General features: G+C 46.6%; 15 protein-coding genes and 1 pseudogene. 3 read left to right on the forward strand and 13 right to left on the reverse strand.

Going from position 1 to position 24560, the window contains the following annotated elements:
* Positions 1-403: 403 nt before the first annotated feature.
* From ACTU3N_RS07725 to ACTU3N_RS07775, 11 genes are all read right to left on the reverse strand, one after another.
* The gene (locus ACTU3N_RS07725; RefSeq protein ID WP_443085551.1) at positions 404-2029 is read right to left on the reverse strand and encodes a UvrD-helicase domain-containing protein; all 1626 of its coding nucleotides are present in this window, start codon (positions 2027-2029) and stop codon (positions 404-406) included.
* A gap of 1 nt (position 2030) precedes the next feature.
* Positions 2031-3725 (reverse strand): ATP-dependent nuclease, encoded by a 1695-nt coding sequence (locus ACTU3N_RS07730; RefSeq protein ID WP_443085552.1) that lies wholly within the window; start codon positions 3723-3725, stop codon positions 2031-2033.
* A 247-nt stretch (positions 3726-3972) separates the two neighbouring features.
* Positions 3973-4212 carry a hypothetical protein gene (locus ACTU3N_RS07735; protein WP_443085553.1) on the reverse strand — a complete coding sequence of 80 codons (240 nt, stop codon included), beginning with the start codon at positions 4210-4212 and terminating at the stop codon, positions 3973-3975.
* Positions 4203-4553, reverse strand: a complete 351-nt coding sequence (locus tag ACTU3N_RS07740) for a DUF596 domain-containing protein (protein ID WP_000954752.1) — start codon at positions 4551-4553, stop codon at positions 4203-4205. The genes ACTU3N_RS07735 and ACTU3N_RS07740 overlap by 10 nt, the downstream gene beginning before the upstream one ends.
* Before the next feature lie 5 nt (positions 4554-4558).
* Positions 4559-5638 carry a VENN motif pre-toxin domain-containing protein gene (locus ACTU3N_RS07745; protein ID WP_443085554.1) on the reverse strand — a complete coding sequence of 360 codons (1080 nt, stop codon included), beginning with the start codon at positions 5636-5638 and terminating at the stop codon, positions 4559-4561.
* A 197-nt stretch (positions 5639-5835) separates the two neighbouring features.
* Entirely contained in the window at positions 5836-6066 is a 231-nt protein-coding gene (locus ACTU3N_RS07750) for a hypothetical protein (protein WP_443085555.1), read from the reverse strand.
* A complete protein-coding gene (locus tag ACTU3N_RS07755; protein WP_443085556.1) occupies positions 6063-6305 on the reverse strand; it encodes a hypothetical protein in 243 nt (80 codons plus the stop codon). The genes ACTU3N_RS07750 and ACTU3N_RS07755 overlap by 4 nt, the downstream gene beginning before the upstream one ends.
* A gap of 575 nt (positions 6306-6880) precedes the next feature.
* Positions 6881-7138 carry a hypothetical protein gene (locus tag ACTU3N_RS07760; RefSeq protein ID WP_443085557.1) on the reverse strand — a complete coding sequence of 86 codons (258 nt, stop codon included), beginning with the start codon at positions 7136-7138 and terminating at the stop codon, positions 6881-6883.
* Positions 7135-16089 carry a two-partner secretion domain-containing protein gene (locus ACTU3N_RS07765; RefSeq protein ID WP_443085558.1) on the reverse strand — a complete coding sequence of 2985 codons (8955 nt, stop codon included), beginning with the start codon at positions 16087-16089 and terminating at the stop codon, positions 7135-7137. The genes ACTU3N_RS07760 and ACTU3N_RS07765 overlap by 4 nt, the downstream gene beginning before the upstream one ends.
* Before the next feature lie 15 nt (positions 16090-16104).
* The gene (locus ACTU3N_RS07770) at positions 16105-16632 is read right to left on the reverse strand and encodes a toxin-activating lysine-acyltransferase (RefSeq protein WP_443085559.1); all 528 of its coding nucleotides are present in this window, start codon (positions 16630-16632) and stop codon (positions 16105-16107) included.
* Positions 16633-16641: 9 nt separating this feature from the next.
* The gene (locus tag ACTU3N_RS07775) at positions 16642-18294 is read right to left on the reverse strand and encodes a ShlB/FhaC/HecB family hemolysin secretion/activation protein (RefSeq protein ID WP_443085560.1); all 1653 of its coding nucleotides are present in this window, start codon (positions 18292-18294) and stop codon (positions 16642-16644) included.
* A 1270-nt stretch (positions 18295-19564) separates the two neighbouring features.
* Between ACTU3N_RS07775 and ACTU3N_RS07780 the strand changes: the two genes are divergently transcribed.
* Together ACTU3N_RS07780 and ACTU3N_RS07785 are read left to right on the forward strand one after the other, a co-directional pair.
* Entirely contained in the window at positions 19565-19927 is a 363-nt protein-coding gene (locus ACTU3N_RS07780; RefSeq protein WP_443085561.1) for a hypothetical protein, read from the forward strand.
* Between the two features lie 68 nt (positions 19928-19995).
* A complete protein-coding gene (locus ACTU3N_RS07785; RefSeq protein WP_443085562.1) occupies positions 19996-20964 on the forward strand; it encodes a hypothetical protein in 969 nt (322 codons plus the stop codon).
* Between the two features lie 1154 nt (positions 20965-22118).
* Here the strand turns inward: ACTU3N_RS07785 and ACTU3N_RS07790 are convergent.
* Positions 22119-23218, reverse strand: a pseudogene (locus ACTU3N_RS07790) (IS3 family transposase).
* Between the two features lie 250 nt (positions 23219-23468).
* On the opposite strand from ACTU3N_RS07790, the gene ACTU3N_RS07795 reads away from it, so the two are divergent.
* Positions 23469-23915, forward strand: a complete 447-nt coding sequence (locus ACTU3N_RS07795) for a selenium binding protein (RefSeq protein ID WP_443085563.1) — start codon at positions 23469-23471, stop codon at positions 23913-23915.
* A gap of 296 nt (positions 23916-24211) precedes the next feature.
* Here the strand turns inward: ACTU3N_RS07795 and ACTU3N_RS07800 are convergent, their stop codons facing one another.
* A complete protein-coding gene (locus tag ACTU3N_RS07800) occupies positions 24212-24418 on the reverse strand; it encodes a hypothetical protein (RefSeq protein WP_443085564.1) in 207 nt (68 codons plus the stop codon).
* Positions 24419-24560 lie beyond the last annotated feature (142 nt).

Genomic DNA, 24560 nt, shown 5'->3' on the forward strand with positions numbered 1-24560 from the left:
TTGATAACATCAATCCACTGAACCTTGAGATTCCTTAATAAGTTTACTCACCCAAATTCATACCTCCTCTACGTGTAATCCATATTACATAGGTAGGTTCAATCTCTTTTTATAAAAATACGCATCACCTATACAGATAGCGTCACTGAATATTTAATTCCGTCACTTGATACGCATGATTGTCCATGAGAAGTGATTAAACTAATCTTTATTGATTCACAACAAGGTTCACGTTGATAATGATAAAAAATCAATTCATGAGACATATCCCCCGCTCCAGTGCCAAAGGTAAATGATACAGTGGTATATTTAAATTGATTTCTAACATTCTCAAAATATAATATTGAATAGTTAAAATAAATGATTTTTTGAATTACTCATTACTTGTATATATTTACACATATTAATTATATAGACCATTCAATTGTGGTAATTTAAAAAAATATGATTCATCTGATTTTTTAAATTCTCCACTTGAATTTTCTCTAAGAGAAGAATTAATAAGCACGATACAATTCTCAGCTCTAGTTATGCCAACGTAATGAAGGTTAAGCTCTTGTTGAAGGGTAGGATATAGAGGTGTGTATTTATCTTCGCTGCCGGGTTTTCTATATGGGAAAGACCATTCATCTAAATCTAGATGAAATACTACTTTGAATTCTAATCCTTTAGATTTATGAAGAGTCATTACTTGTAACTCATTATCATCTAATGGCTTGAACTGCTTGACTAAAACCTCGTTAGAAATTGTTTTTATCACAGCCTCATCAGTATGTTCTGTCGAATTTATCCCTAAAATATCGGCGATATCATGAAACTTATGTATTAAATCTTCATATTTTAATTCGGTTTTAATTTCTTTTATTTTCTTCCTCAAGAAGAACTTAATATTATCATTAATTATAACCCCATCAAAAACCTTGTTAATAAGCTCTTGAACTGTATTTATTGATCCATATTTATACGCTAAAAGATCTTTGTACAGATCTGAACACTCAGTACCAATTTTATCTAGTGGTGTATCAATATAAAGCCTGAAGTTTAAGTTTAATCCAGAACAAAATCGTGTTAACGATTTTTCTTTTCTTGCTAAAATTGCTATTTGATTTGCCTTTTCTAATTCCCATTCACCACTTTCTAACCAATCTGAAATCCAAGAGGAAATCGTAACTGCATTATCTTTAAGATTTCCACTAAGTCGTCTCCTAAATACTCTTATATCATCTGTTGGTAACAGATTATAACTTGGGTTAAGTAATCTTGAGGCGTAATTGCTTATTGAAGGGTGGCACCTGTGATTGAAGTTTATCTCAAAATGTTTAAAAACTTCTGTTTTACTGACTAACTCTAAAAGAAGTTTCGAATTTCCTCCCCTAAACTCATATATTGATTGCCAAACATCACCAACAGCAATGGAGTACAAACCAAGTTCGTTTATTTTTAGAAATAGTTGATGCTGGGATAAAGATGAATCTTGATATTCATCTATAAATATATGACTGTATCTCGCTTTAATATATCGTTTTGCCGCAGATGATTCATTTAATATTTTCAGTGCTAAGGCGGAGAATGAGCCCATCCACAATATTCCATTATCGTATAATTTCTTATATCCAGAATCTTCATTGATATTAATGATTGATGGCGTGCCAGAAAAATTGTTTTCTATGAAATAGCTATATGGAGGATCCAATCTCTTTAGCACTTTACATTCTGTTGGCGTACCTCCCCATAACCTTGAAAGAAATGGAATAATTAGTTCCTTTAAACAAAAGCTATCAATTGTACCAAAAAAACTATGTTTTACATCGTGTCCTTCAGACTTGCATCTACGTTCCAGTTCTGAACTTGCTTTCCTTGTGAATGTAATTGCAATAACTCCTTTATGGTCAGGGAGAGAGGCGGTAATATTTCTAATTTTTTCCTTTATAACCGTAGTCTTACCACTCCCCGGGCATGCTGTTATTACCATACTGCCAGTGTAATCAATAGCCAATGTTTGCTGATGCGTTGGTGAAAAGACGCTCATTTCATGAGCCTTTAATCAGTTTTACAAGATGGTTTAATGGTTTTACTAAATTACCTGCATTTAGTTTGTGAAGGTCTTTTCTTATTATTTTAAGAAGTTCACGCATTCTTAATGCTTTTTTCTTCTGTAAATACTTTATTGCACTTTGGTTACTTTTCTTATCTAAAGCATTTAATACTGGTGTATTTAACTCTTCTACCAAGTCAGTTTCCAAATCGATTTTTGATAAATATACTCCATGTTCATTTATTATTTTAGAAACTTTCAGCCATTCACCATTGGTTACGGTATCCATAGGTGCTATTTCAACATCACTATGCTCAAAGTTATCGATACCTACTATACTTAAACATCGATTTATACCAGCATATTGCCACTTATCTTTTATTTTTGATATATCGTTATCGGTTCTCATTACCCATGGAATTTCTAACGCATTAAGTATAGCCACGTATATTTTAAATGCTATCCCATCAACTGAAACTATTGAAATATTCCAATAATCCAAGTCGATATTTAAACTTTTTGCCAAAGATTGGTAAAATAAAATTTCTGATGGTCCCTCGACTAAGAATACACCATTTGAAAAAAATGACTCTGCTGGTAATATACTCATCCGGTAGCTCATTCCTTCCCAACCATCTGTAATATATCTTGAACATCCTTCGCTAGCAGCTACAGTATGCCCGGCCCGGTCAAGCAATCTTATTACTGAGCCAGGTTCAAAATTTACAGCTATTTGGGGGGAATGGGATGAAATGATCGTTTGCCCCGGAAGTTCAGTTGTCAAATAATCGGCCAATTTTCTTTGTTGGTGAGGGTGTAAATGTGCTTCAGGTTCTTCGATAACATAAAAGATAACTTCGTTATCAATATCATGTTCTCTGATACTCTTCGCTTTCCATAGAGCTAATAATATTTGATTATTTCTACCGTCTCCCCCAAGCATGACGCTGGAGCCATTCGAATTGGCTCCAAGTTGTAGGCTATCAATAAACTCATTTATACCAATTACCCCAGTATCAAGTTGTACAGAATATTCTGAGTAATGATGTGCAAGTTTTTTTATCTCGTCATTGACATCCTTTGTGGCTCTTTCAACGTATATAAGTTGCGATATCTTATCATTTATTACTTGTAAATCTGAACTTATCTCTCTCAACAAATCATCATCTTCTACTCTTTCACCTGGAGTCAAAGATTGTTGTGCTATTTTTAGTAATTGTCTTTTTTCCTTACGGATAAACTTTTCTAAATCTCGTTGTGATTGAATATATTTTAAATTAACGAATTTAAGATAGTACCGAGAGTTTATTTCTTGTAATGATTCTAAGGAACTTCCAATGAATAGTTTATAGCTGAGATCTGATTTTATAGCAGAATATTTAATGAATGATTCACCTGAATCACTGACATTTCCTTTAAGAATTGAAAGCACTGCATCTTCATTAATATCTTTAAAATGGACTATAATCTCAATTTCTTCACATGGCGTTCCATTTTCCAAATGGAAATCAAGTTCATCTGGTTCAATTTCAGATTCTGAAAGGCTTTTATCTAATAATATCCTTAAAGAATGCAGCATATTACTTTTGCCTATATCATTGGAACCGATGATGAGGGTATTATAATTAAAATTGATGAATGCATCTTTAAAGTTTCTAAAACCTTTAAGCTTTAGTGATGATATTTCCAACTTAAACTCTCTCTTCAAATTAACAATACTTTATCATAATGAAATAATACACAGACTATTCAACTAAATTCTCTCAATTTTTTAAGACAGTTCCATTAGTAAATTTGGTGAAAATATTAGCTTACTGAATATATGGTGTTACCATATACACTAATTCCCACCACCTCGCCGGTGGCTGCACCTGCGGCACCGGCAAGAGCGTTATTTCTCTGTGCCACCGCCAGTGCGGCATTCACCAAGGCATGAGCTACCACACTTCCCGCACAGTCCGGTGGGGGGTATTTTTGATTATTTCAGCAATATACGACGCTGCACCACCTGCCAGGGCTGCACTCAGATTACCGCCGGCCAGTCCTTGTACTGCTGCTGTTGCGGCCTGTATTGCCTGCTGGTATTTGCCTCCCGTTCCAAAACCTGAGGCTGTCATATCGTTGTTATACGCTTGCTGCACCGCATCCTGCACTATGAACGGGTTTATCAGGTCCATTCGAGAGAGCCATCTTCAAGCACCCAGACAGCTCCCCCCGGACAACTCTCATCAAAAAACCAGATACCGTCTTCCATCTCTTCTTCTGTTTTCGGAAATGCCTGTCGGAAACGCTCAACCTGCTCGTCAACACTTCCTTCCAGAAACTTACCGTGCTTGGCCAGTTTGATACGCCCTTCTTTCAGAAGGCGCTCAAATATCCAGAAAAAGAGTTTTTTCCTTTCATCAAAACTGAATACTGCGCTATCAACATGATCTGGAATACTGTAAGCCCATAAACCACTTAACGCTTGCATCTCCGATGCGTCAGCTGTTTCACGATACTCATTTTCAGTCAACATAATGATCACCTAAATTTAATTTCAACCTGACGTCCGTATTTATGTGCAATTTCAGCCAATTGCTGATTCCCTCTAATATCAATAGTCCATCTGGCACCTGTTTGTTCTTGGGACGACGATAAATTCCGCAACGTGATCGATGTTCCGTTATTCAGCTTTGCAGTATAGATCCCCGGCCGAACCTCTTTCAGCGGTATATCTCCTGCCAGCTGTTGTGCGTAATTATGGATCTGTTTATCCGTCAGATTCTGGCTTTCAAACACTTTCGTCGTACCATAACGGTTACTTACCGAACTCTGCCTGATAGTCTGCCCATCCACCGTTAACTCTCCGACCGGGTGACTTTTATCATATATTTTACTCAGTTCATCAAATCGTTGTTGCTGAACCTCCTGATGACGGGCTTTTTCTTCATTATCTGGTCCCCATCCCCCCGGTGTTCCTGCACCTGCACCACCAAGCTCAGCTTTATCCTTATCCGTAGCACTCGCTACGTCTTTGCCCAGATTCGGCTGTTTGTTTTCGTCTGTATTGTCGCCATTCAGCACATGCCCCGGTCCCCGGGTACCATCGCGACTCGGATCACGTACAGCACACTGTTCCCGTGAGCCTTCACAACCACCACCAATATCCCAGCTATTATCATTCCCGGTATCCTTACTGGCATTACCTGTAGCACCAGCTATTGCTGCTGCCGTATTAGCTGCTGTTTCAGTGGCTATCACGTTCAGCATATTGTTTTCAACAGTCGTCTTACCTGACTGTGCGCCGGCTACCGCTGAAGCACCTGAGTCTCCCACCAGACCACCGGCCAGGCCGGCAGCAACCGTTGCCAGTGTTGAGACCGTCTGTTTCTCTGTCTCACTCAGTTCACTCACCGGCTTACCGTACATCTGTGTGGCTATCATTCCCACCACCTCGCCGGTGGCTGCACCTGAGGCACTGGCAAGAGCATTATTTCCCTGTGCCACCGCCAGTGCAGCATTTACCACGGCATGAGCTGCCACATTTGCAGCCTTATTCACCTCACCTGTAACCGGATCTGTGGTCATGGTTTTCACCACTTCAGCCAGATACTGCTGCACCACCTGCCAGCCCCTGAAGCGCGGTTGTCGCAACCTGTATCCCCCTTGCACCGCTGTTGACCTTCTGATTCCCGTAACTGGATATCACTACCGGTACAAAACCTCACCATTTTATCCCTGTAGGCTTAGAATGTTCTGTGGATATCACGCTTCAACATATTGTTCACAACAATAAACCCTCTCCTTTACTTTGGCACTTAAAATCCTTTTATACCAAGGTAGCGAAATAAAACTATACCAAAGCCTAGAACTCCTCCCCCCGCAGCCCCCATCCTTATACCTCTTAAAACCTCGAACCAACTAAAATCAATTTTCCCATAGGCTAAATATTTAATGATAAGAAGTATAAAATAAGACAACTCAGCAATTGCAATTCCTGAAACAATGGAAGCAACTATGACGAAGAGACTGAAAATAAATAACTTCATTCACGCTCTCCTTTCTTAAATTTATCATTAATGACTTTTTGTAGTTCGGTCCCCGTCATTTCTGATGTAATAGAAGCCCCCATATTACCTGCAACTCCCGGAATCTTACTCGGCACCATACCTTTAGATAGACCTAACTGCCCTTTAACTTCAGTATATTTTAGTAGAGTAGGATCGAACTTAGGATCCCAGCCACCGGTTATCCACTTGCCTGCTGTATTTGCAATAGGCTTGACCATATAATTGCCAACCCCATATCCAAATCCAGCCCCCACTCCATTTGTTATTGCCCCTGTAAGGGGGCATCTCCGTTTATAGCGTTGGTTAATGCTCCACCTGCCGCATTCCAAGCTATTGTCCCTTTCCAGCCCTGCCCATGGTTATCACATTTATCCAGCCTGCTGCCACTGAGTTGACCGGGTTTATTTCACCACTATCTGCATACTGCATCCCGGCATTTGCTCCGGCACCAAGTAACCACATAGCTTGGGCCCTCCCCGATAACAGCCACCTGTCGCTAATGCGGCAGCATAAGCTTTATTTTCAGCCTGCCCCCGCTTACAGGCTTCACCGGAAGGATTATCACTACAGGAGAGAACATCAGCGCCATGCTCTCTGGCTTTTTCTGTCTGAAGCCATTCACTACCACCCAGCAGGTTATTCTCAACCGTTGCCTTACCCGACTGTGCGCGGCTATCGCTGAATTAGATTGTCCGGAAACTGGAGTCGGTCTCTGTTTCGCTCAAATAACCGTTCGGAAAAATATTTTATTCAACAGCAATCCCAACATTATGAATTGGGATTGTTGCAAATCTCACTTAGGATCTGATGGATTTTTCTTACGGGTGTTAAACTTATCTATTAAATTAAATACTATTGTAGCTAATGTTATTGCTGTTCCTGCTATACAACCAAAAACGATAGCTCTTTTAAACTGATTCACTGGAAAATAAAACTCATCACCTTTAAAAAAATAAAAGGTTGAAACCACCCCTCCCAGAAATAGCAACATGACTATAGATGATAAACAGCTATAAAGGAACAATATCACATAACTATATAGTTGTTTCATTCTTTCTTATCCTCTGACGAACCTTTCGGTTTATTGAGATCTTTAATAAATCCAGATGAAAACTCTGAAGCAACCCCTCCCCAATAATCATAAACAAACCCAGGAATTTCCTTTCCAGTAACTGAGTTTACAATTCCAGGTGCATATTCCCCAAATAATCCACCGGCCCATGCACCTGCGGCAGCACCTCCAATAGCTCCTGCATTCGGTCCATCAGTAAAAAATGCACTGCCCATCGCAATTCCTACGGTTTGTCCAACAGTTCTTCCCGGTGCAAGCATACCAGTAATGCCTGCACTGGCACTGCTTTTCCAGTCCCAGTTTTTGTTCTCATTACCCGACTGACTCAGATCAAACCACTGGTATGTTCCGTTAGCAATCTCAGCAACAACTCCACTACCGATCACTTTCCCGACAGATGCTGCAGGCCCCAGATACCAGGCACCTGCAATCAATACGCCATCTTTATAGCCATCAACTATCACTTTGCTTATATTGGCACCTTCAGGTAACTCCCCTTTGGCAAGTTTATCCAGTCCTGCCTGCTTCTGTTCCGGAGTGAGATTATTAGCATCAGCATACTGATTCCAGGAGGCAACCGCCTGGCCATAACTCACCATTCCTGATGGCAGGCTGAGCGCATTATTCTCAACCGTTGTCTTACCTGACTGTGCGCCGGCTACCGCTGAAGCCTCCGAGTCGCCCACCAGACCACCGGCCAGGCCGGCAGCAACCGTTGCCAGTGTTGAGACCGTCTGTTTCTCTGTCTCACTCAGTTCACTCACCGGCTTACCGTACATCTGTGTGGCTATCATTCCCACCACCTCGCCGGTGGCTGCACCTGCAGCACCGGCAAGAGCATTATTTCCCTGTGCCACCGCCAGTGCGGCATTCACCACGGCATGGGCGGCCACATTTGCAGCCTTATTCACCTCACCTGTAACCGGGTCTGTGGTCATGGTTTTCACCACTTCAGCCAGATACGGCGCAGCACCACCTGCCAGGGCTGCACTCAGATTACCACCGACCAGTCCCTGTACCGCTGCCGTTGCAGCCTGTATCGCCTGCTGGTATTTGCCTCCCGTTCCAAAACCGGAGGCCACCATACCGTTGTTATATGCCCGCTGCGCCACATCCTGTTCCGTGAACGGTTTTCCTGCTGCCTCAAGCTCTGCGCGGGCCTGATTCAGTGCTGCCGGGTCCCGCTTCGCTTTCTCACCGGCTATCTGTCCTTCCGTTCTGGCAATATCTGCCACCTGGTTACCAATCTCACCAATGAGTTGCGCCTGCTGCAGTCGCTGCTGCTCTTTTTCCCTGTCAAAGATGGGGGACAGCGTCTGGTTTGCATGTGCTGCGTCACGGTTCAGGTCTGCCACATCCTGTTTCTGGCTCTGTGTATCCCGAATAGTGATATTCCCGGCAGACACTGCCGACTGCGTGGTACTGTCCGCATGGCCTTCATGATTTGCACCGACCAGCAGATTGTTGGCCATGTTCCCCAGGAAATTTCCGGCAACACTGCCACCGGTACTGAGCCCTGCACTCTGATGTTCCGTTTTAAAGTCGGCCCGGTTTTCAATGTCACTGAAGCCCAGTGTGCCGGTATCCAGCCGGTTTTTATCTGCCGTTGCCGTGGACGCAATCACGGCACCGTTCAGTTGCGTATGTTGCCCGGTCGTGACATCAAACCCGCCCCTGCCGGCAAAAATCCCTGTCTGTTCCTGCACACTGTCGTAGTTACTGTGCATTTTATCCCGGCTGAGGCTCACACTCGCCGAACCGCTCATGGACCCGAAAGTGAAGCTACCTCCGGCACTGGCATTCTGCTGCTTGCTGTCATAACGGTCACTGTCCTGCTCACTGGTCAGTGTCAGATGACGACCGACATCCACTTTCACCGTTTCACCGCCAGCCTGCGCCCCGGTAAGTGTGGTGTCCCGCCCGCTGATAATGGTCAGCTGTTTTCCCGCATCCACCGTGGTTTCTGTATGGGTGGTACCGTTGCCTTTTTCACTGCCCTTACCCTGGTTTGCGCTGGCTGAAACACTGATACCCCAGCCTCCGGAGCCCACACCAACACCGACACCCACACTGCCACCACTGGATGTGTTCTTTCCTTCCAGCTTTGACGTGTTTTCTGCTGATACCAGATTCACGTCACGGTTTGCCTGCAGCAGAACGTTGTTCCCGGCCTTTATCTGACTGCCCTGTATCGTCAGGTCACCATCCACGCCCTTCACGCCGGAGCCGGTGGCCTGAATACTGAGGTTATTACCTGCGGTCAGGGCACTGCCCTTCGCCACCGTCTGCTCTGCCCGTTGTTCTGATTTCGAAGACTGGCTGCCGTAAGAGAGGCTGATGCCCACCGTGTTATTATTTCCGGCATCGTTTCCCTGCGCGTCTGCCAGTCGTCCGGCCTGCACGGCCTGAGCACCCGAGAGCGCGGCCTTCACCCCCTGCAGGGCTTCAAGCCGGCTGTTTCCGGCAGATTTCGCCGCCTGCACGGTCTCCACCGTCGTGTTCAGGGCGCTGCCCGCTGTGCCGGACAGGGCAAGCGTCAGACCGGAGATTTTCTGCTCCACCGTATGTGTCTGCTCATGCTGGTCAGTGGCGGCGGTAATGCTGACCTCCTTACCACTGAGTGCCATGTCCCTGCCGGCAATCAGGTCAGAGCCGTTGACGGTCAACCGGTTACCTGCCTGAAGGGAAACATCACCGTGAACACTCCCCACCGTGCTGCCTTTCTGTGTGGTGTCTGTTGCGGTGTCCGTGACTTTCAGACTCTGACTGCCCACGCTGAATCCCACACCTCCGGAGCTCATCAGCCCGGATTTTTTCTCCTGTTTCAGGTGTGTTTCACGGTTGCTTTCTGTCAGCGTACCGATACTCAGGTTATTTCCGGCAGTCAGGGAGACACGGTTATCCCCGGCCACACTGCTGCCCGTGACGTTCAGATTATGTCCGGCGCCGATACTGACCGTATCCCCGTTCAGTTCACTGCCCGTCATGGTCCGGCGGTCAGTGACATCATGCGTGGTTGTGGTGGTTTTCGATAACATCCCGCTGCTGCCGGTCACTTTATGGTATTCATCCAGCGAGCTGGTATTCTGTGCACCGGTCAGCGTCACGTCATGACCCGCCATCAGGGCCAGGCCTTTCTGAGCTGACAGCGATGCCGCCTGTGACGTCATATCCCGTCCGGCGGTCAGCGTGACATCACCGTTACCGGCAAGCGTGCTGCCCGTACTCTGTGTGACGCCCTGCGACAGACGATTATTTTTGTCCCAGGTAATATTGTCCTGCGCGGATGTGGTCACTGTGGAAAGCGTCATATCCCTGCCCGCACTGAGTTGCGTCAGGCTGTCCTTACCCTGATTCACCACCGTTGCAGCCGTCAGATTCATATCCCGTCCGGCCTGCAACACCAGTCTTCCCTGGTCGTTCTGCACATACACGCCGGCCACACTGTCGATACTGGTACGTTCAAAATGGTTCTGCCCGGCGTCGCGCTGTGCCGTACGGGTGGTGGTGGTCAGACTGATATCCCGTCCGGCCATCGCCAGCAGGCTGTCCGTAGCCTGCAGCAGCCCGCCGGTACTGTTAATATCCGTCCGGGCCGTCAGGCTGACATTGGCTCCCTGAATGGTGCCGGCCTGGTTGTGAATGTTTTCTGCACTGAGCTGCACGGTCTGCTTCCCGGCCAGTTTACCGCTGTTAAACAGGTCACCATCCAGCTTCATCACCATGTCCCTGCCGGCAATCAGCGCACCGGCACTGTTCACATCACCGGGTTTTACACGGGCATACACCTGAGGTACCTGAACCGTCTGCGTGCTGCCGTCCGGCAGCGTCACCGTGGTGTTAACCAGCCAGACAATATCACCGGTCAGTAACGCCATCTGCTCAGCAGTCAGCGCCACACCTGGTGTCAGGTTGTATTGCTTACCAAATGCAATACCCGCATCCATTAACGCCTTAAACTGCTCTTCATCATTACTGTATCCGTCCAGGTACCGTTGCCCGGTCAGAGCGACAACCTGCTCACGAATCAGACGCTGTTCGTAAAAACCATCCCCCAGGCGTTTGAGCATGTTATCCCCGTTCTGAGAAAACGCCTTCTGCATGTAATCACTGCCCAGCCACGTCTTCTGGTTCGTAAAACGCGGGTCCGTTTCAACCAGATATGGCACATTCACTGCCGGATTTGTTTTAAACAGGCTGCTGTCCGGCAGACGGGTATCCGGCCCGGCAACATGGATACTGCCCTGAGGTGCGCTGACTTCAAACTGCTGCCCCGGCAACAGAATGACCGGTTCACCGGCTGACACCACCGGGCGAAGCGGTATCCGGTCAGTAGCGGCTACTGTCGCATCCACATTTCCGGTCAGTCCTGTCTGTACATCCGTTCCCTGTGGCTTCAGGGGAGAAAGCGTGACCTGGCTGCCCTGAACCTGTCCGTGGCTGGTGAGCTCTCCCGGCTTCAGCGTGATGGTCTGAATTACAGTGGGCGGAGTGTACTGAGAGGTTTTCTCCCCCTGCTTATCCTTTCCTTTTTTCCTGATACGGTAATAATACGTGGATGTTCCTGAGTCCGTAACATGGCGCTCTCCGCTGACACTGACGTTTTCCACATCACCGGCCTGCATATCCAGCAGGCCACCTGCAACAACCTGACTCTTATCATTAAGCAGTTTGTCTGCCACAATCGTCATGCCGGCACCGGACAGAATTTTTCCCGGGTCGGATTCTTTTACCCGGGTTTCTTCCACGGTACGGGTGTAATCGTACTGCGTGAATTTATCTCTGGCGCCTTCCGGTGTATGCAGTTTTTTCAGTGAGTTACTGGAATCGTTATCCACATAAACGCCCGGTTCACCGGCGCTCCAGCGTTTATCTGAGCCGCTGAGCTGATACTCAGTCACCTTTTCCGTGGAAACCACCACGCGCTCCGTGGTGAAATGGTCATTGACGTTATTGATTTGTCCGGCACTCAGTACCAGATATCCGGCGGCTTCAATAGTGGCACTGTGATTATTCAGTACACCGGCTTTCCCCGTGGCGGCGCCATTCGCATCCAGCATGCCACCAGTATGCATATCACCTGCACTGTAAATCAGGCTGTGCGTCCGGTTATTCAGGGTCTGTATCCCTAAGTCCACACGCTCACGCCCGGCCAGCGTCGCCGCCACGCCATTTTCATCCAGATTATTAAATGTGGCAGCGCTGACACCAACAGCATCGCCGTAGATTCGCCCGGTACCGGAATTCGTCAGGGTGTTCGCCTGAAGACGCGTATATTTCCCGTCAATCAGCCCACGGTTCAGCAGTGTGTCCGTCACGTTAAGCCAGGTCTGCCCGGCACTGATTTCACCTTTCTCTGTGTTTTCAAGGCGGATGCTGTTCAGGTCAAGCCGGCTGCCTGCCAGCAGGCTGCCGGTATTAGAGACATCGCCATTAACGGAAAGCGTAAGGTTTCCGTTCGCAATGGTCTGACCACTGTTGCTGAACGTTGTGTTACTTTTCAGCGTCATATCGCCCAGCGAAAGCAGTTTCCCGTCACCACCGAGCTGACCGGCATCCACAGATACTGACTGCCCGGCCTTAACCACACCGTCACGGTTCGAAAACGCCAGCTGACGGCCACTGACAGACAATGTCGCGCCGGAAGAGAGCACGCCGTCATTATTACTGAGCGTCCTGTCTGCCATAACCGTAAGCGCCCTGTCTGCCAGAATACTGCCCTCCTGGTTATCAAGGTCCTGCGTCGTGATGTATATTGTCTGCGCTTCCAGCCCCTGGCCGGTATTCTGCGTGTGGCGATTGATAAACTGCAGGGCGTTCAGCGTAATGGCGGAACCACTGCGAATCAGACCAGAGACGTTGTCCACAACGCCCCGTACACTGTCGAGCAACATGTCGCCCACAGACTGTATCTGTCCGTGGCTGTTCTGCAGACCTCCCGTATGCAGACGGAGTTCACCTTCACTGACCAGCCGGCCCCCCTCACGGTTATCCAGCGAGGTGGTGCTCAGGTCAGCTGTCGTTTTCGCCCCCACGGTCCCGCCCCGGTTATCCATTGCTCCGGTACTGACAGTCAGTTCCTGCAGGCTGTTCAGCGTACCGCGTCTGTTATCCAGCGTCTGGCCTGCGGTATTAATGCTGATACCCCTCCCCTGAATAAGACCGGACTGATTGTTCAGCGCCTGGCTGTTCCAGCCGAGCAGACCGTTTGCCACCACCTGACCGGATGTATTGTTAACCACGCCTGCAGTCAGAAACAGAGCATCTCCCGACAAAAGCACACCGGCTGTGCTGTCCAGTGTGCCGGCATTCAGCGTCATCGGCCCCTGACTGATAACACCGCCCCGGTCACCACTGTTACGGTTACTCAGTGTGTCAGCACGGAGATTCAGCGATGCACCGCTCTGTATCAGGCCGCTGGCATCGTTGATGATATCCGTCGAGGAAAGGGTCAGTGACTGCTGTGCCACCAGTCTGCCGCCCTGATTATCAGAGCGGGTGACATCCAGCCTGCTGTTACCGTTGCTGACCACCGTCCCCTGCTGATTTTCCAGCACATTCAGGTGCGCATTCAGGTCTCTGCCGGCGGCAAGCGTCCCTTCCTGATTACTGACATCACCACCACTCAGCAACATATCCGTCCCGGCCTTCAGTGCGCCTTTCTGGTTCATCAGCGTACCTGACGATATCTGTAATGACGCCTGACTCCCCAGCACGCCCTGACGGTTATCGAGCGTTCCGGCGTTCAGGGTCATATCCTTCTGACCCACCATAAATCCCTGCTGATTATTCAGCATACCGACCCGTACTGTCAGGGTACCGGCGCTGCTGATACCACCCCGTGTTTTCGTGTTCCGGTTACTGAGAACCCCGTCCTGTACATCCAGCGTCATGTCACTGCCGGACTGAATCAGACCATCATCAGAGACCAGTTCGCTGCCTGACACAGACAGCGTTTTCTGTGAAAGCAGTCTGCCGGACGTATTATCCAGCGCACCATCCAGCGTCACAGACAGCCCGTCAGCCACCACCGTACCCTGGTGGTTATTCAGACTCCCTGCCGAAATATCCAGCCTGCCGGCGGACTCCATTCGTCCCTCAGTATTGCTGACAGCCTGCTGTGTTTTTATCCTGCCCGTTCCGGCAGCAGCTGAAATCAGTCCGTTGTCGTTATTCAGCGCCTGTGTATTAATCAGGATGTCACGGCTGGCAAGCAGACGTCCCTGCTGGTTATCCACGGCGCCGGTTGTCCTCACCTGCAGACTGCCTGACTGCGCCGCCTGCACTTTCCCCCTGCGATTATCAAGGCTCAGTGCATCCAGGCGCACCGCGCCATTTGCCGCAAGCAGCCCTTCCCGGTTATCCACGCCTCCCGGCAGGTTCAGTGAAAAATCCCCTGTTCCCGTCTGAATCAGACTGCCTTTACGATTTGACAGGCTTTGTGCCGATATCTGCAGTGTGTCGGCATTTATCGTACCGCCATTATTGCTGAACTGCCCGGCAGTCCGGGCGGAAAGCGTACCGGCACTCAGTTGCGCATTCTGTGTGGACAGATTTCCACTGGTTGCATCCAGCTCAGTATGTTGTCCCTGTATCCGGCTGTTGCTTAAATCCAGCCACTGCCCCTTCAGTTGCATGTCCCCACCGGACAGAACCTGTCCGTGTGCCGCCAGTTCGCCGGTGGTACTGACAGTCAGGTTGCCCGCTGCCGCCAGACGTCCGTCATCTTTCACCCCGGCGGCCAGCAGACTCCGCTCACCGCCGGTCAGACGCGCTGTCTGAATCCGGGTGTTGCGACGTGATGCCACAGAGCCTGTATGGGTGAATACACCATCACTCTGTATCTGCGTATCCTGTCCCGCATAAACAGAACCACTGTTATGCAGCTCCCGGGTTGTCGCCAGATGCACATCCGTTTTCGCACTGATACTGCCACTGTTTTCAATACGTCCGTCAGCCGTCAGGGTAACCGCCCCTGCCTGCGCACCAATATGACCGGCGTTACGAACCCCCACCCCCGTTTCCGTACCGACAAGGCGAATTTTTCCGGCATACATTCCGCCAAGACTGGCCACATCCAGTGCCATCTGAGGCTGTGAAGAGACATCACCGGTCTTTTTCTCAATCTGCCCGTGCGCGATATCCACATTGTTACGTCCTGTGGTCACTTTCAGATCCTGCGCCCAGATACCCGCATTAATCTTCACAGACCGGGCAATGATATCGGTATAATCCGTGCGCGAGGCATCCATCCCTTTGCCCGTAACCTGAATCTCACCACGTTCAACACTGAATCCGGTCAGACTGCCGTTTTTCATCTGCGGCTGCCCCGTGGTCAGCGTGGCCCGGTTCGCATTAATAAAACCGCACCCGTCGCAACTGATGCCGGCCGGGTTCGCAATCACCACCTGCGCCTTTTTCCCGGCAACCTCAACAAAACCGTTCAACTGGCTGGGATTGCGACTGTTCACTTCATTAAGAATGATTCTGGCCTCTCCCTTGGCCAGCCACGGGTTCCCGGCCACCATGCCACCCAGTTGAGTCTGCACATTGTTATGGGCATTATTCAGAATGACGCCCTGGTTACCGACGTCGAACTGGCTGTATGTATTATGTGAAACCCCGCCGGCAGAAGGCGTCTGAATATTCACCTGCGGAATGCCGCTGGCCGTCTGCGTAATCGTGGGCTGCTGATGCCCCGGTGCGCCATGGTCTGCGACAATGCCTGCAGCACTGACAGAATGCACCATCCCCGACGCCAGCCACAAAGAGAATGCAAGCGGCGTGACACGGCAGATATGTTGCCTGTGTGGATATCCTGTGCGGGAGGACAGTGATGTACCGGCGCGACCGGAACGGGCAATATCTGCCACCACCATCAGCATTCCCCGGGCTTTGTTAAAAATAATGCGGTAACAATTTCTGTTCATTCTGATAAACCTGACTTATCTCTCCGGCACATCCACAGCAAGCGGGTGCTGCACACGCCACTGGCGCGCCTCTTCACGACTGACCTGTGCACCCCGGAAATTCATCACCCGCAACCCGGTCTGCTGCCCACGGTGGTACAGCGAACGCCAGCACAGACGGGGAAAAATATCCTGCCGGACAAGACGACTCATATCCGGAGTGTGTCCGGAGGGGGCAACCCAGTCACAGACCCACATCCGGTCGCCGCTGTTCCAGTCCGACCGGGGCATGAGAATTGCCGGCTGTGTAAGAAAACGCGCCTCTGCCTCCTGGCTGAGCCAGGCCCAGCTCATGAAGAAAACAGGTCGCCCCTGCTCTGTTGTTATCACATACTGTCGGTGCTTAATCACCGGCAGCAGCAGGTCCGGCAGGGTATGCAATGGCGCATCACGATGCAGGGGGGAGTGCATCCACAGCCAGACGGCAGCCCCCAGGACTTCCGCCTCATTGACCGGCTCACCGGAATACAGGGGACTCAGAACGTCATATTTCCCGTTACGCATGAAATTTTCTCAGAAATCCCGGAACAGATTAAAACCGGCTGTCACATCACTCGTCATAAAACCCGCCGGCTTTGAAAACGGACGACCGATGAAAACGTCATAATCCGTACTGAACAGTTGCCCCCTCAGCCCCACAACACCACCGGCCAGATGACGTCCCACCAGATATTCACTGCCGGCTCCCCCCACCTCGCCGTAATCTATTCCCAGATATAACTCCTGCTCCGGCAGTGGCGTACGCCAGGCCAGGTCGTTTCGGATATACCAGCCGTTACTGGCATTCAGCGTTCGCTCCCCGTCAAAACCACGAACCGTCCAGCGGTTACCGATGGCAAACTGTTCCTGTGGGGTCAGCGGGGTATTGCTCAGCTGGCGCTGATACCGGAAGGAATAACTGAAGGGCTGCTCTGCCAGTGTAAAGGGCAGATTAAAGGATGCATTCATCTGCAGGATCTTACTGAGCGCCGTTGCCTCACCGCACGTTTCTTCCGGTGCCGGCTGTGCACCAAACCAGCGGGTTCCCCGTTGCCAGCTGACACCAGCATCCAGTGTGGCCTGAGAAATATAATGACGGTGCTGCAGCCCAAGTCGCCAGGCCGCTGTCTGCCGGCGCTGCACCTGGATTTCCGTATCATTAATGTAGTTACGCGACCTGCGGGCCTGAACATCGTAAGTCAGCACCGTTTTCTGCGTCCCGTTACGGTGCAGTACCCGGCTCAGCTGCATGCCCAGATTCTGACTCTCGCCACTGTACTGGTAATCCTCAACCGCACCAGCTACCGTCTGATGGTAATCGTAATCACTGGCGGTGACGGAAAACTGCCAGTAGCCGAAAGGCACAGAGTAATGGGCCGTGTAGTTTTTACTGCCCTTACCCCCGTAATGTGGAAAATTATGGGTGGCAGAAACATACAGCAGGTCACTCAGGGAAAAAGGATTATCCAGAGAAAATGTTATACCACCGAGATAACGCCCTGTGCTGCGGGTACCTGAATCATCAAGCGAAAACCCCAGTCGCCAGTATTTGTCCTGTTTGCGGGTAATAAGAATGTCACTTTCCCCTGGCTGCTCACCGGGTACAATTTCCATATCAGCCTGCACACCCGGCAGTCGTTGCATATTCTCCAGCCCCTGCTCAATGTCCCGTAAATCCAGCAGAGAGCCTTCGTGTGCCGGGAATGAGGAATACAACTGAATATAGTCACCACTGTCCGGTGTCAGACGCACATGCCGCACAACACCGGGAATAATAACCAGCCGGAGGATACCGCTTTTTAAATCCTGCGAAGGTGCCAGAACCCGGGTGGTGACATAACCATGATCGACCAGACGGTTCTGCAATGTACTCATCAGCAGATTAATTCCTTTCGCCCCCAGGCAATGCCCGACCGCCCCGTTGGCGATTTTTTGTAAAGGCAACCAGTGTGGTAACGCATCAGCCCCCTCCAGTTCCGTCTGTTTAATCTGAAAACAGGGCGTTTCGACAGGAAAATCAATCTTACGGGCAAAAGAAGTCGATGCAGAAAGGCGAACATCAGGGGCTGAAGGCGTCAGTTGTTGCTCAAGGGCTTCCTGACGCTGCTGCTGAATGATAAATGCGTCATCTCCGCTACGCAGGACATCCGCGGCCTGAAGAGATAAAGGCGATAATAAAGCAGACATCAGTGTCAGTGACAGCAAGGACGGACAGTGCCGGAATACGCTTTGTTCCTCAGTTCTCTCGCCCCTGCAACATAATTTTCCGGTCAAACAAAAAACCTTTTATTCATGCCATACCAACAATCACCAGCCTCCTGACGATACCTCCCACCATGTTTTGCGATGGCATGCTACCGCCCTTCCGGTATTTACCCGCATCAACCGGTACCAGAATGCTGAGTAACAAATCAGTTCAGAATTGACTTAATTTTGATCATTATAGAATAATGATCTGAATGACAGCAATATGACAGATTTATCGATCGTAATAACGCAAATGAACAGATCTTTATTCTGTTTTATATCGAGAAATCAGAATAACTCAAAACTTATAACCATAGTTAATGGAAAAATGCAGGAAATTATCCCATTGAATGCTTTTAATACAGTTGGTTAGCACAAGAAATGTCATTTTTTGACTTCAGTCATTGAAAATCATCATTAAACATTTTTTCTTATCATCGTCAGATGATCTATTTCGTTCAGGAGCAGCACACAGAGGCATACTTCACAGTCATAAAAAAGCAAACCTGAAATAGCCAGTTTTGAGTACCAGACCGAACGTAATCTTGTACATCCTGAAAACGGGTGCTGAAGCAACACTCTTGTTGTCAACAAATATCAGGTGACCACCACTGGTTGATCCCCCCTCGGGATTACTCCTCGCCGAATGCTGGTATCATGCAAGACGGGGCCTGGCAGCCCCATATTAAGATGAACTGGGGCCCTACAGGCAGCCATCACGGTGAAAAAGATAGCTAGGCTGTACAGGCTGAAGAAAAAGCATCGGCAGCAACGGCGACATACCAATCCACAGGGGCATTAAACAAAGCGATTAAATACATGCTGGAGCGACGTGTTGAGCTGAGGTGTTTCCCGAATAATTGTGCCATGTTACTGGTCAACAATATCCACGAACACGCAAGACAAAAACTATATGTGATCGACTCTGCAACGAGAGAAACAGGAATCAGCTTGCAGATTCAGTAGCAGCAATTGGTGCAATCAACCAGACAGTCTCCGAGACGACTCTCATTATTGAATGACACATCGCAACTAAATCTTCAATTTATCTCAGTCACGAGCCGACTGCTATGTGCCAGGAACGGACATGGTATATACACTATGCCCCTAATCACATAGTATCAATATATTAATTTTGTTTTTTTCATGATATTGTATAAATGGTATCGATGTAAATAAAAATCATTGTGGGAAATAAAGGATTTCATTTATGTTAAAATTCAAAAAAGAATTAAATGAATTAATTAATAGCTTAATAAAAGAAAATAATGATTTCTCTGCGAAAACTGGCACCTGCTATGAGTATGGTGGTATTTTTTATTCTTTTTATAACCAATCTAAGTTATTCAATGACAAGGCGATAGAATTTGTTGAAAACAATCTAGATAACGATTTTCTCTTTGTCGAAATTCAAACATCCTTGATAAACAATCTTGAAAATGATCTAGCCAGTTTGGAGTTTGAATTAAAAGAATCCAATGCCAGAATAGAACAATTAAACTGTAAACAATATATTTTATTCAATGGTTTTTTGATCCCCTGTCAAATACAAGTGGAAAAAGAAATAAATTAAAAAGTAACTGGCAAACCATTAACAGTTATCGTTCAAAAAATATATACACCAGCGATCGCATTAAGAGTTTGAAAAATGAAATTAAGAATACGAGTGAAATTACAAATGTATCGAGCCTATCATATTTTTTTAATGAAGTATATCTTCCGGATTTTCTTTCCAACATATCTTCCATAAAAAAACCAGCAGAGGAAAAAATTGAATACATAAAGGAATTTTTCTTCCATTATAAATCCTTAAATGCGATTGCGATATCCAGAGGAAGAATGGTTAATATAAAAAAATACTTAACCGATCATTCAGAAGAACTAATTAAAATTTATAGACATATAAATATCGATTTAGATTCAGTTGACTCTCAATTCAAGAAATATAAATTAATTTCATTAAATGAAAACATATCTATTACCAATAAAAAATACAATAGATACTTAACTGATAATCGCCTACCAAAAATAAACCTTCACTTTTTCACCAGTAAAAAGGTAGTTGACTCTATTACAAAAATGTTAAAAGAAGGATTAATTAAAAATATTGCATTTAGAATTAGTGGCATATCTAGAATCACTATAGTAATGGAAGAACTTGCATATGGAAGCATAATGCCTTCAGAAATAGATAGAGTCCCTGAAATTTCAGTACTATATGATAAAAAATATGATGATAAATTGATAATCCAACATGATAAAGATAAGCAAGAAATAACCTTCGAGGAATTAATGGATGATTTTATTCTTGAAGAAGACTCGGTGGTAACACAAGTCATTCATCTTCAATATGTGAGAAATGATGGACAGGTTTTTATTCAACATTTGGATCACGAGTTCATATTTTACAGCATTGAAGAGTATGAGCAAAAAATTAATAACCATAAAATTCACGGCGACCTAAATAAAATAAAGACCTTTAAAATAGATAACTCTAAAATACCGTTTCACTATAGAGATATGAGAGGGCCGTTTTTATTTAATGTATTGGAATCGCACTTTATACATAAAGATTTAATATGTGAGTATTTTAATGAAGCCTTATGTTAAGGTATTTATACATTGCATTCTATGTTAATGTCCGCTTTCAAATTATATTAGCCGCGTATCATAACTGTCAGTTAATACACGGGCGAAAGGCCGATTCAATAGGGTTTTGACGTTATTGTCCGCACCTCAAATTGGCTTACCATGATATATTTTTTCGTTTTCCAATCGGGATTCTTATAATATGGTAAGCATACTCTAAGTATAGGCCAAGGCTAATGCTGTTCACGAGCCACCAGTTTAATTTGTTAAATCGCGAGAAATGGCTAAAAACCACCCAATCATTAATTTCTATAAAATTTCCACAAAAAAAATACCACTATAAAATTATTAAAAAAAATCATTGATATAATAGATGTTCTTAATTTAATTACTCCACGAATGAATAAAATTACAGTTGAGCCAGCTTGATTACCCAGAAGCAGGCGTTCAGAATTTAAATCTGATATAACAGAATTCAGGGTGACTATTCTACTATTGATGCGGTAAAACTTCTGCTGTTCGCTTAAGGAACAACTATACTCAAATCTCCAACATTACAGGAAATTTGAGTATGAACATGTCACCGTGGAATAAAGACCGTATCATAGGCCAAAAAAGACCACTTCAGATATCTCATATCTGGGGCTCCGAATCCGGCTTGAACTTGAAGGTAAAACGCGTGATTTAGCTATGTTCAATATGGCCTTAGAAAGTTTCGGTCTCGGATCGGAACTAACCGGCACATATCAACCCGATAATACAGCCGAATTTTTCATGGGGGGGTAGAAAAGCTTGGTCTCAAAGCTTCGCTTTACAGCACACATTCCATGAGAAGAACAAAACCTTACCTGATCAACAAGAAAACTAAGAATCTCCGGGTGATCCAACTTCTATTGGACCATAAGAAACTGGAAAGCACAGTCCGTTATCTGGGCATCGAAGTCGATGATACGTTAGAGATCTCTGAATCGATTGAAGTCTCAGGTTATCAGGACTGCAACAGCACCCCTGTGCCAGGAGCGGACGTTCAAGTTATTCTGTCCAGTGCTGGCATAACTTTCGGACGGACGCGTAATCGGTCACTGAACCGCTGGTAAATCTATTCATCAACGTTCTTACCACCACACATTGGACGCTCAGGTTATTCTTTCCGGATCTTGTAGTGGAGCACAAAATCAGGACACAGGGACAACCTGTTTCCACTTTTCTTCATGTAAGCAAGGCGGTAAACCATCGTTGTTCGTGTGAGGTCGATAAACGTTATAATAACCATTAATCCACTGGTTTATATCGCGTACCGCATGGCTAAAATCACCATAACCACCTTTCGGAAGCCATTCACTTTTAAGGCTGCGAAAGACTCTTTCCATCGGCTAATTATCCAGGCAATTCCCTCTGCGACTCATACTTTGCATTACCCCATAACGCCAGAGTAACTTTCTGTATTTATTGCTTTTATACTGAACACCTTGATCTGAATGAAACAGCAGGCGGGCATCACGCGGCCGTATTTCCAGTGCATTACGCAAAGCCCTACACACCAACTCAGCATCAGCGGTTAATGAAAGGACTGAACCGATAATCCGCTGTGAATATAAATCAACAACGAGCGCGAGATAACACCATTTGTCCTGCAGGCGAATAAAACTGATGTCGCCGCACCAGACGCGGTTTGGTGCGGCGGGGTTAAATTACCGGTTCAGTAAATTTGGCAATGGCGGACTTTTGTCTTCGTTTACCCGGTAGTGATGTTTAACTGGCTGTCGACTTGTCAGCCCGCATTAGTCGTCGTGCCAGCCACCGGCCTGCATCAACGCCACTCTGGCGCAACATCTGACTGATTGCCCGGCTACCGGCTGCGCCACAACTGAGAGCATGGAAAGCCCCCATCCGGCTTCGTAATTCAATTCTTTGCACATTAACAGGACACTTCACCTGCGCGTAATAAACGCTACGGTGAATACCAAATAAATGACAAAGAACCCGCACTGGCCACTCTGCTTTCAGCCGTGTGATCAGCGCGACAGCTTCCCGGGGATTTCGCTCATCAGCACGGCAGCCTGCTTTAGTATTTCTTTTTCCATCTCAAGGCGCTTTATCTGCGCTTTAAGCTGCTGAATTTCGCGTTGTTCAGGGGTAATGCATTACCAGCGGGCTCAATACCCTGAAGTTCCTGCTTATACAGCCGTATCCATTTACGCAAATGGTCAGGGTTGAGCTCGAGTGCCAGCGCGACTTCTCTGACATCACGCTGGTATTTAACCACCTGTTCGATAGCTTCAAGCTTGAACTCCGGGGAAAAGGTACGTTTAGTCCGACGAGTTTTGACTCATTTTCACTGTTTTAACATTAACAGGATTTCGAGGTGTCCTGAATTACCGATCCACTACATCTACTGACTGCGCGTGATCTGGCAGTGATATTGCTACTCGGTTTCCGGACGGCTAGGAAATTCTTTTCACTAGTAGTATGAGGTCATTTCTTGATAGGCTGAATAAAATAACCTCACAGAAGGAGTTAGTGCCATGTATGAAGATTATTCACGTCAATCAGTCCCCTCAAAAAAATACAGAGAGTTAATTGGAACAGCTGTTTGCGTTTTTAATTCCAATAATGGATTTATTATCGAGAACATCCTGCGCATTGATAATGACAAAACCTATAACTGGTTTGAATTAACAGACAGAACATCTGGCCGCCTTTCAAAGCCAATTAAAGAAACCATTACGAAAGCCTCGAGTGATAGCATTGCCAACCTCTTCGAAGAACTTGTCGAAATCCGGAATAGAATAATACATAGTTTCAGAATAACCGCAACTGAAGCTATGTCGTCGGACAATGATGACCAAATTTTAGCAACCAAACATAAAAACAGCGGAACACAAGAAATAATCACCGAAGAATATATAATGAATTTTATACGCAAGAATGACGAACTTTCTTCTAAGCTGCATAGTTTTAGAGGTTTCTGAAGATTTCAGCAGAATCAGTGTGCAATGCGGCCGTTGGACTCCCGTCAGATGGCCCCCATTGCTTTACACCTAGCCCACTTGGACACAACAATTATTCTGCCCAATGCATGGCAGTCCGCGAATCACGGATTGAAGCCAGGCCGATTTTCATTGACCATTACAGTTCTTAAAGTCAACGAATCAAAAAATAGATCTTCACCATCCATATAGGCATACCCTAAGAATATCATATGCACATGAACAATTGATTTCTTACCAATTCCTTCCGTTAGATTGAATTTTTTATAAAAGCACCCTTAAAGTGTAACCAGCACTTCTCGCTCAATGAAACCATTTAAACGACGACTTCCACCCGATGCCATAAAAAACTCATCGCTAATTGAACCATTAACTTCTAAAATAATCTTTTGATTTTCAATAATAAGAATATTCCCAGTTACGGATTTTTTATCTCCCGGAGGCCAAAACTCACCTTCTCTTACTATTTCTTCTTTTAAGCGCATTTATTACACAACTGTCTACTGCATCAATCATTTGCTTGGAACCATGCTCGGAAGATCCGGAACTCAATGCTGTTCGGCATAGCCGGTTAGCCGAGATGACTACTTGGCAACCCCGGGGCTAAGATGGCCATTATCGAAGGTC

Origin of the sequence: Vagococcus sp. WN89Y, assembly GCF_052220145.1 — a bacterium.
Lineage (GTDB): Bacteria > Pseudomonadota > Gammaproteobacteria > Enterobacterales > Enterobacteriaceae > Kosakonia.

What these genes read in the sequence shown, in the direction of transcription:
- ACTU3N_RS07725 (WP_443085551.1), bottom strand. Translation starts at nt 2,029, where the DNA reads ATGAGCGTCTTTTCACCAACGCATCAGCAAACATTGGCTATTGATTAC.
- ACTU3N_RS07735 (WP_443085553.1), bottom strand. Translation starts at nt 4,212, where the DNA reads ATGGACCTGATAAACCCGTTCATAGTGCAGGATGCGGTGCAGCAAGCG.
- ACTU3N_RS07740 (WP_000954752.1), bottom strand. Translation starts at nt 4,553, where the DNA reads ATGTTGACTGAAAATGAGTATCGTGAAACAGCTGACGCATCGGAGATG.
- ACTU3N_RS07750 (WP_443085555.1), bottom strand. Translation starts at nt 6,066, where the DNA reads ATGAAGTTATTTATTTTCAGTCTCTTCGTCATAGTTGCTTCCATTGTT.
- ACTU3N_RS07755 (WP_443085556.1), bottom strand. Translation starts at nt 6,305, where the DNA reads ATGGTCAAGCCTATTGCAAATACAGCAGGCAAGTGGATAACCGGTGGC.
- ACTU3N_RS07760 (WP_443085557.1), bottom strand. Translation starts at nt 7,138, where the DNA reads ATGAAACAACTATATAGTTATGTGATATTGTTCCTTTATAGCTGTTTA.
- ACTU3N_RS07765 (WP_443085558.1), bottom strand. Translation starts at nt 16,089, where the DNA reads ATGAACAGAAATTGTTACCGCATTATTTTTAACAAAGCCCGGGGAATG.
- ACTU3N_RS07770 (WP_443085559.1), bottom strand. Translation starts at nt 16,632, where the DNA reads ATGCGTAACGGGAAATATGACGTTCTGAGTCCCCTGTATTCCGGTGAG.
- ACTU3N_RS07775 (WP_443085560.1), bottom strand. Translation starts at nt 18,294, where the DNA reads ATGTCTGCTTTATTATCGCCTTTATCTCTTCAGGCCGCGGATGTCCTG.
- ACTU3N_RS07780 (WP_443085561.1), top strand. Translation starts at nt 19,565, where the DNA reads ATGTTAAAATTCAAAAAAGAATTAAATGAATTAATTAATAGCTTAATA.
- ACTU3N_RS07795 (WP_443085563.1), top strand. Translation starts at nt 23,469, where the DNA reads ATGTATGAAGATTATTCACGTCAATCAGTCCCCTCAAAAAAATACAGA.
- ACTU3N_RS07800 (WP_443085564.1), bottom strand. Translation starts at nt 24,418, where the DNA reads ATGCGCTTAAAAGAAGAAATAGTAAGAGAAGGTGAGTTTTGGCCTCCG.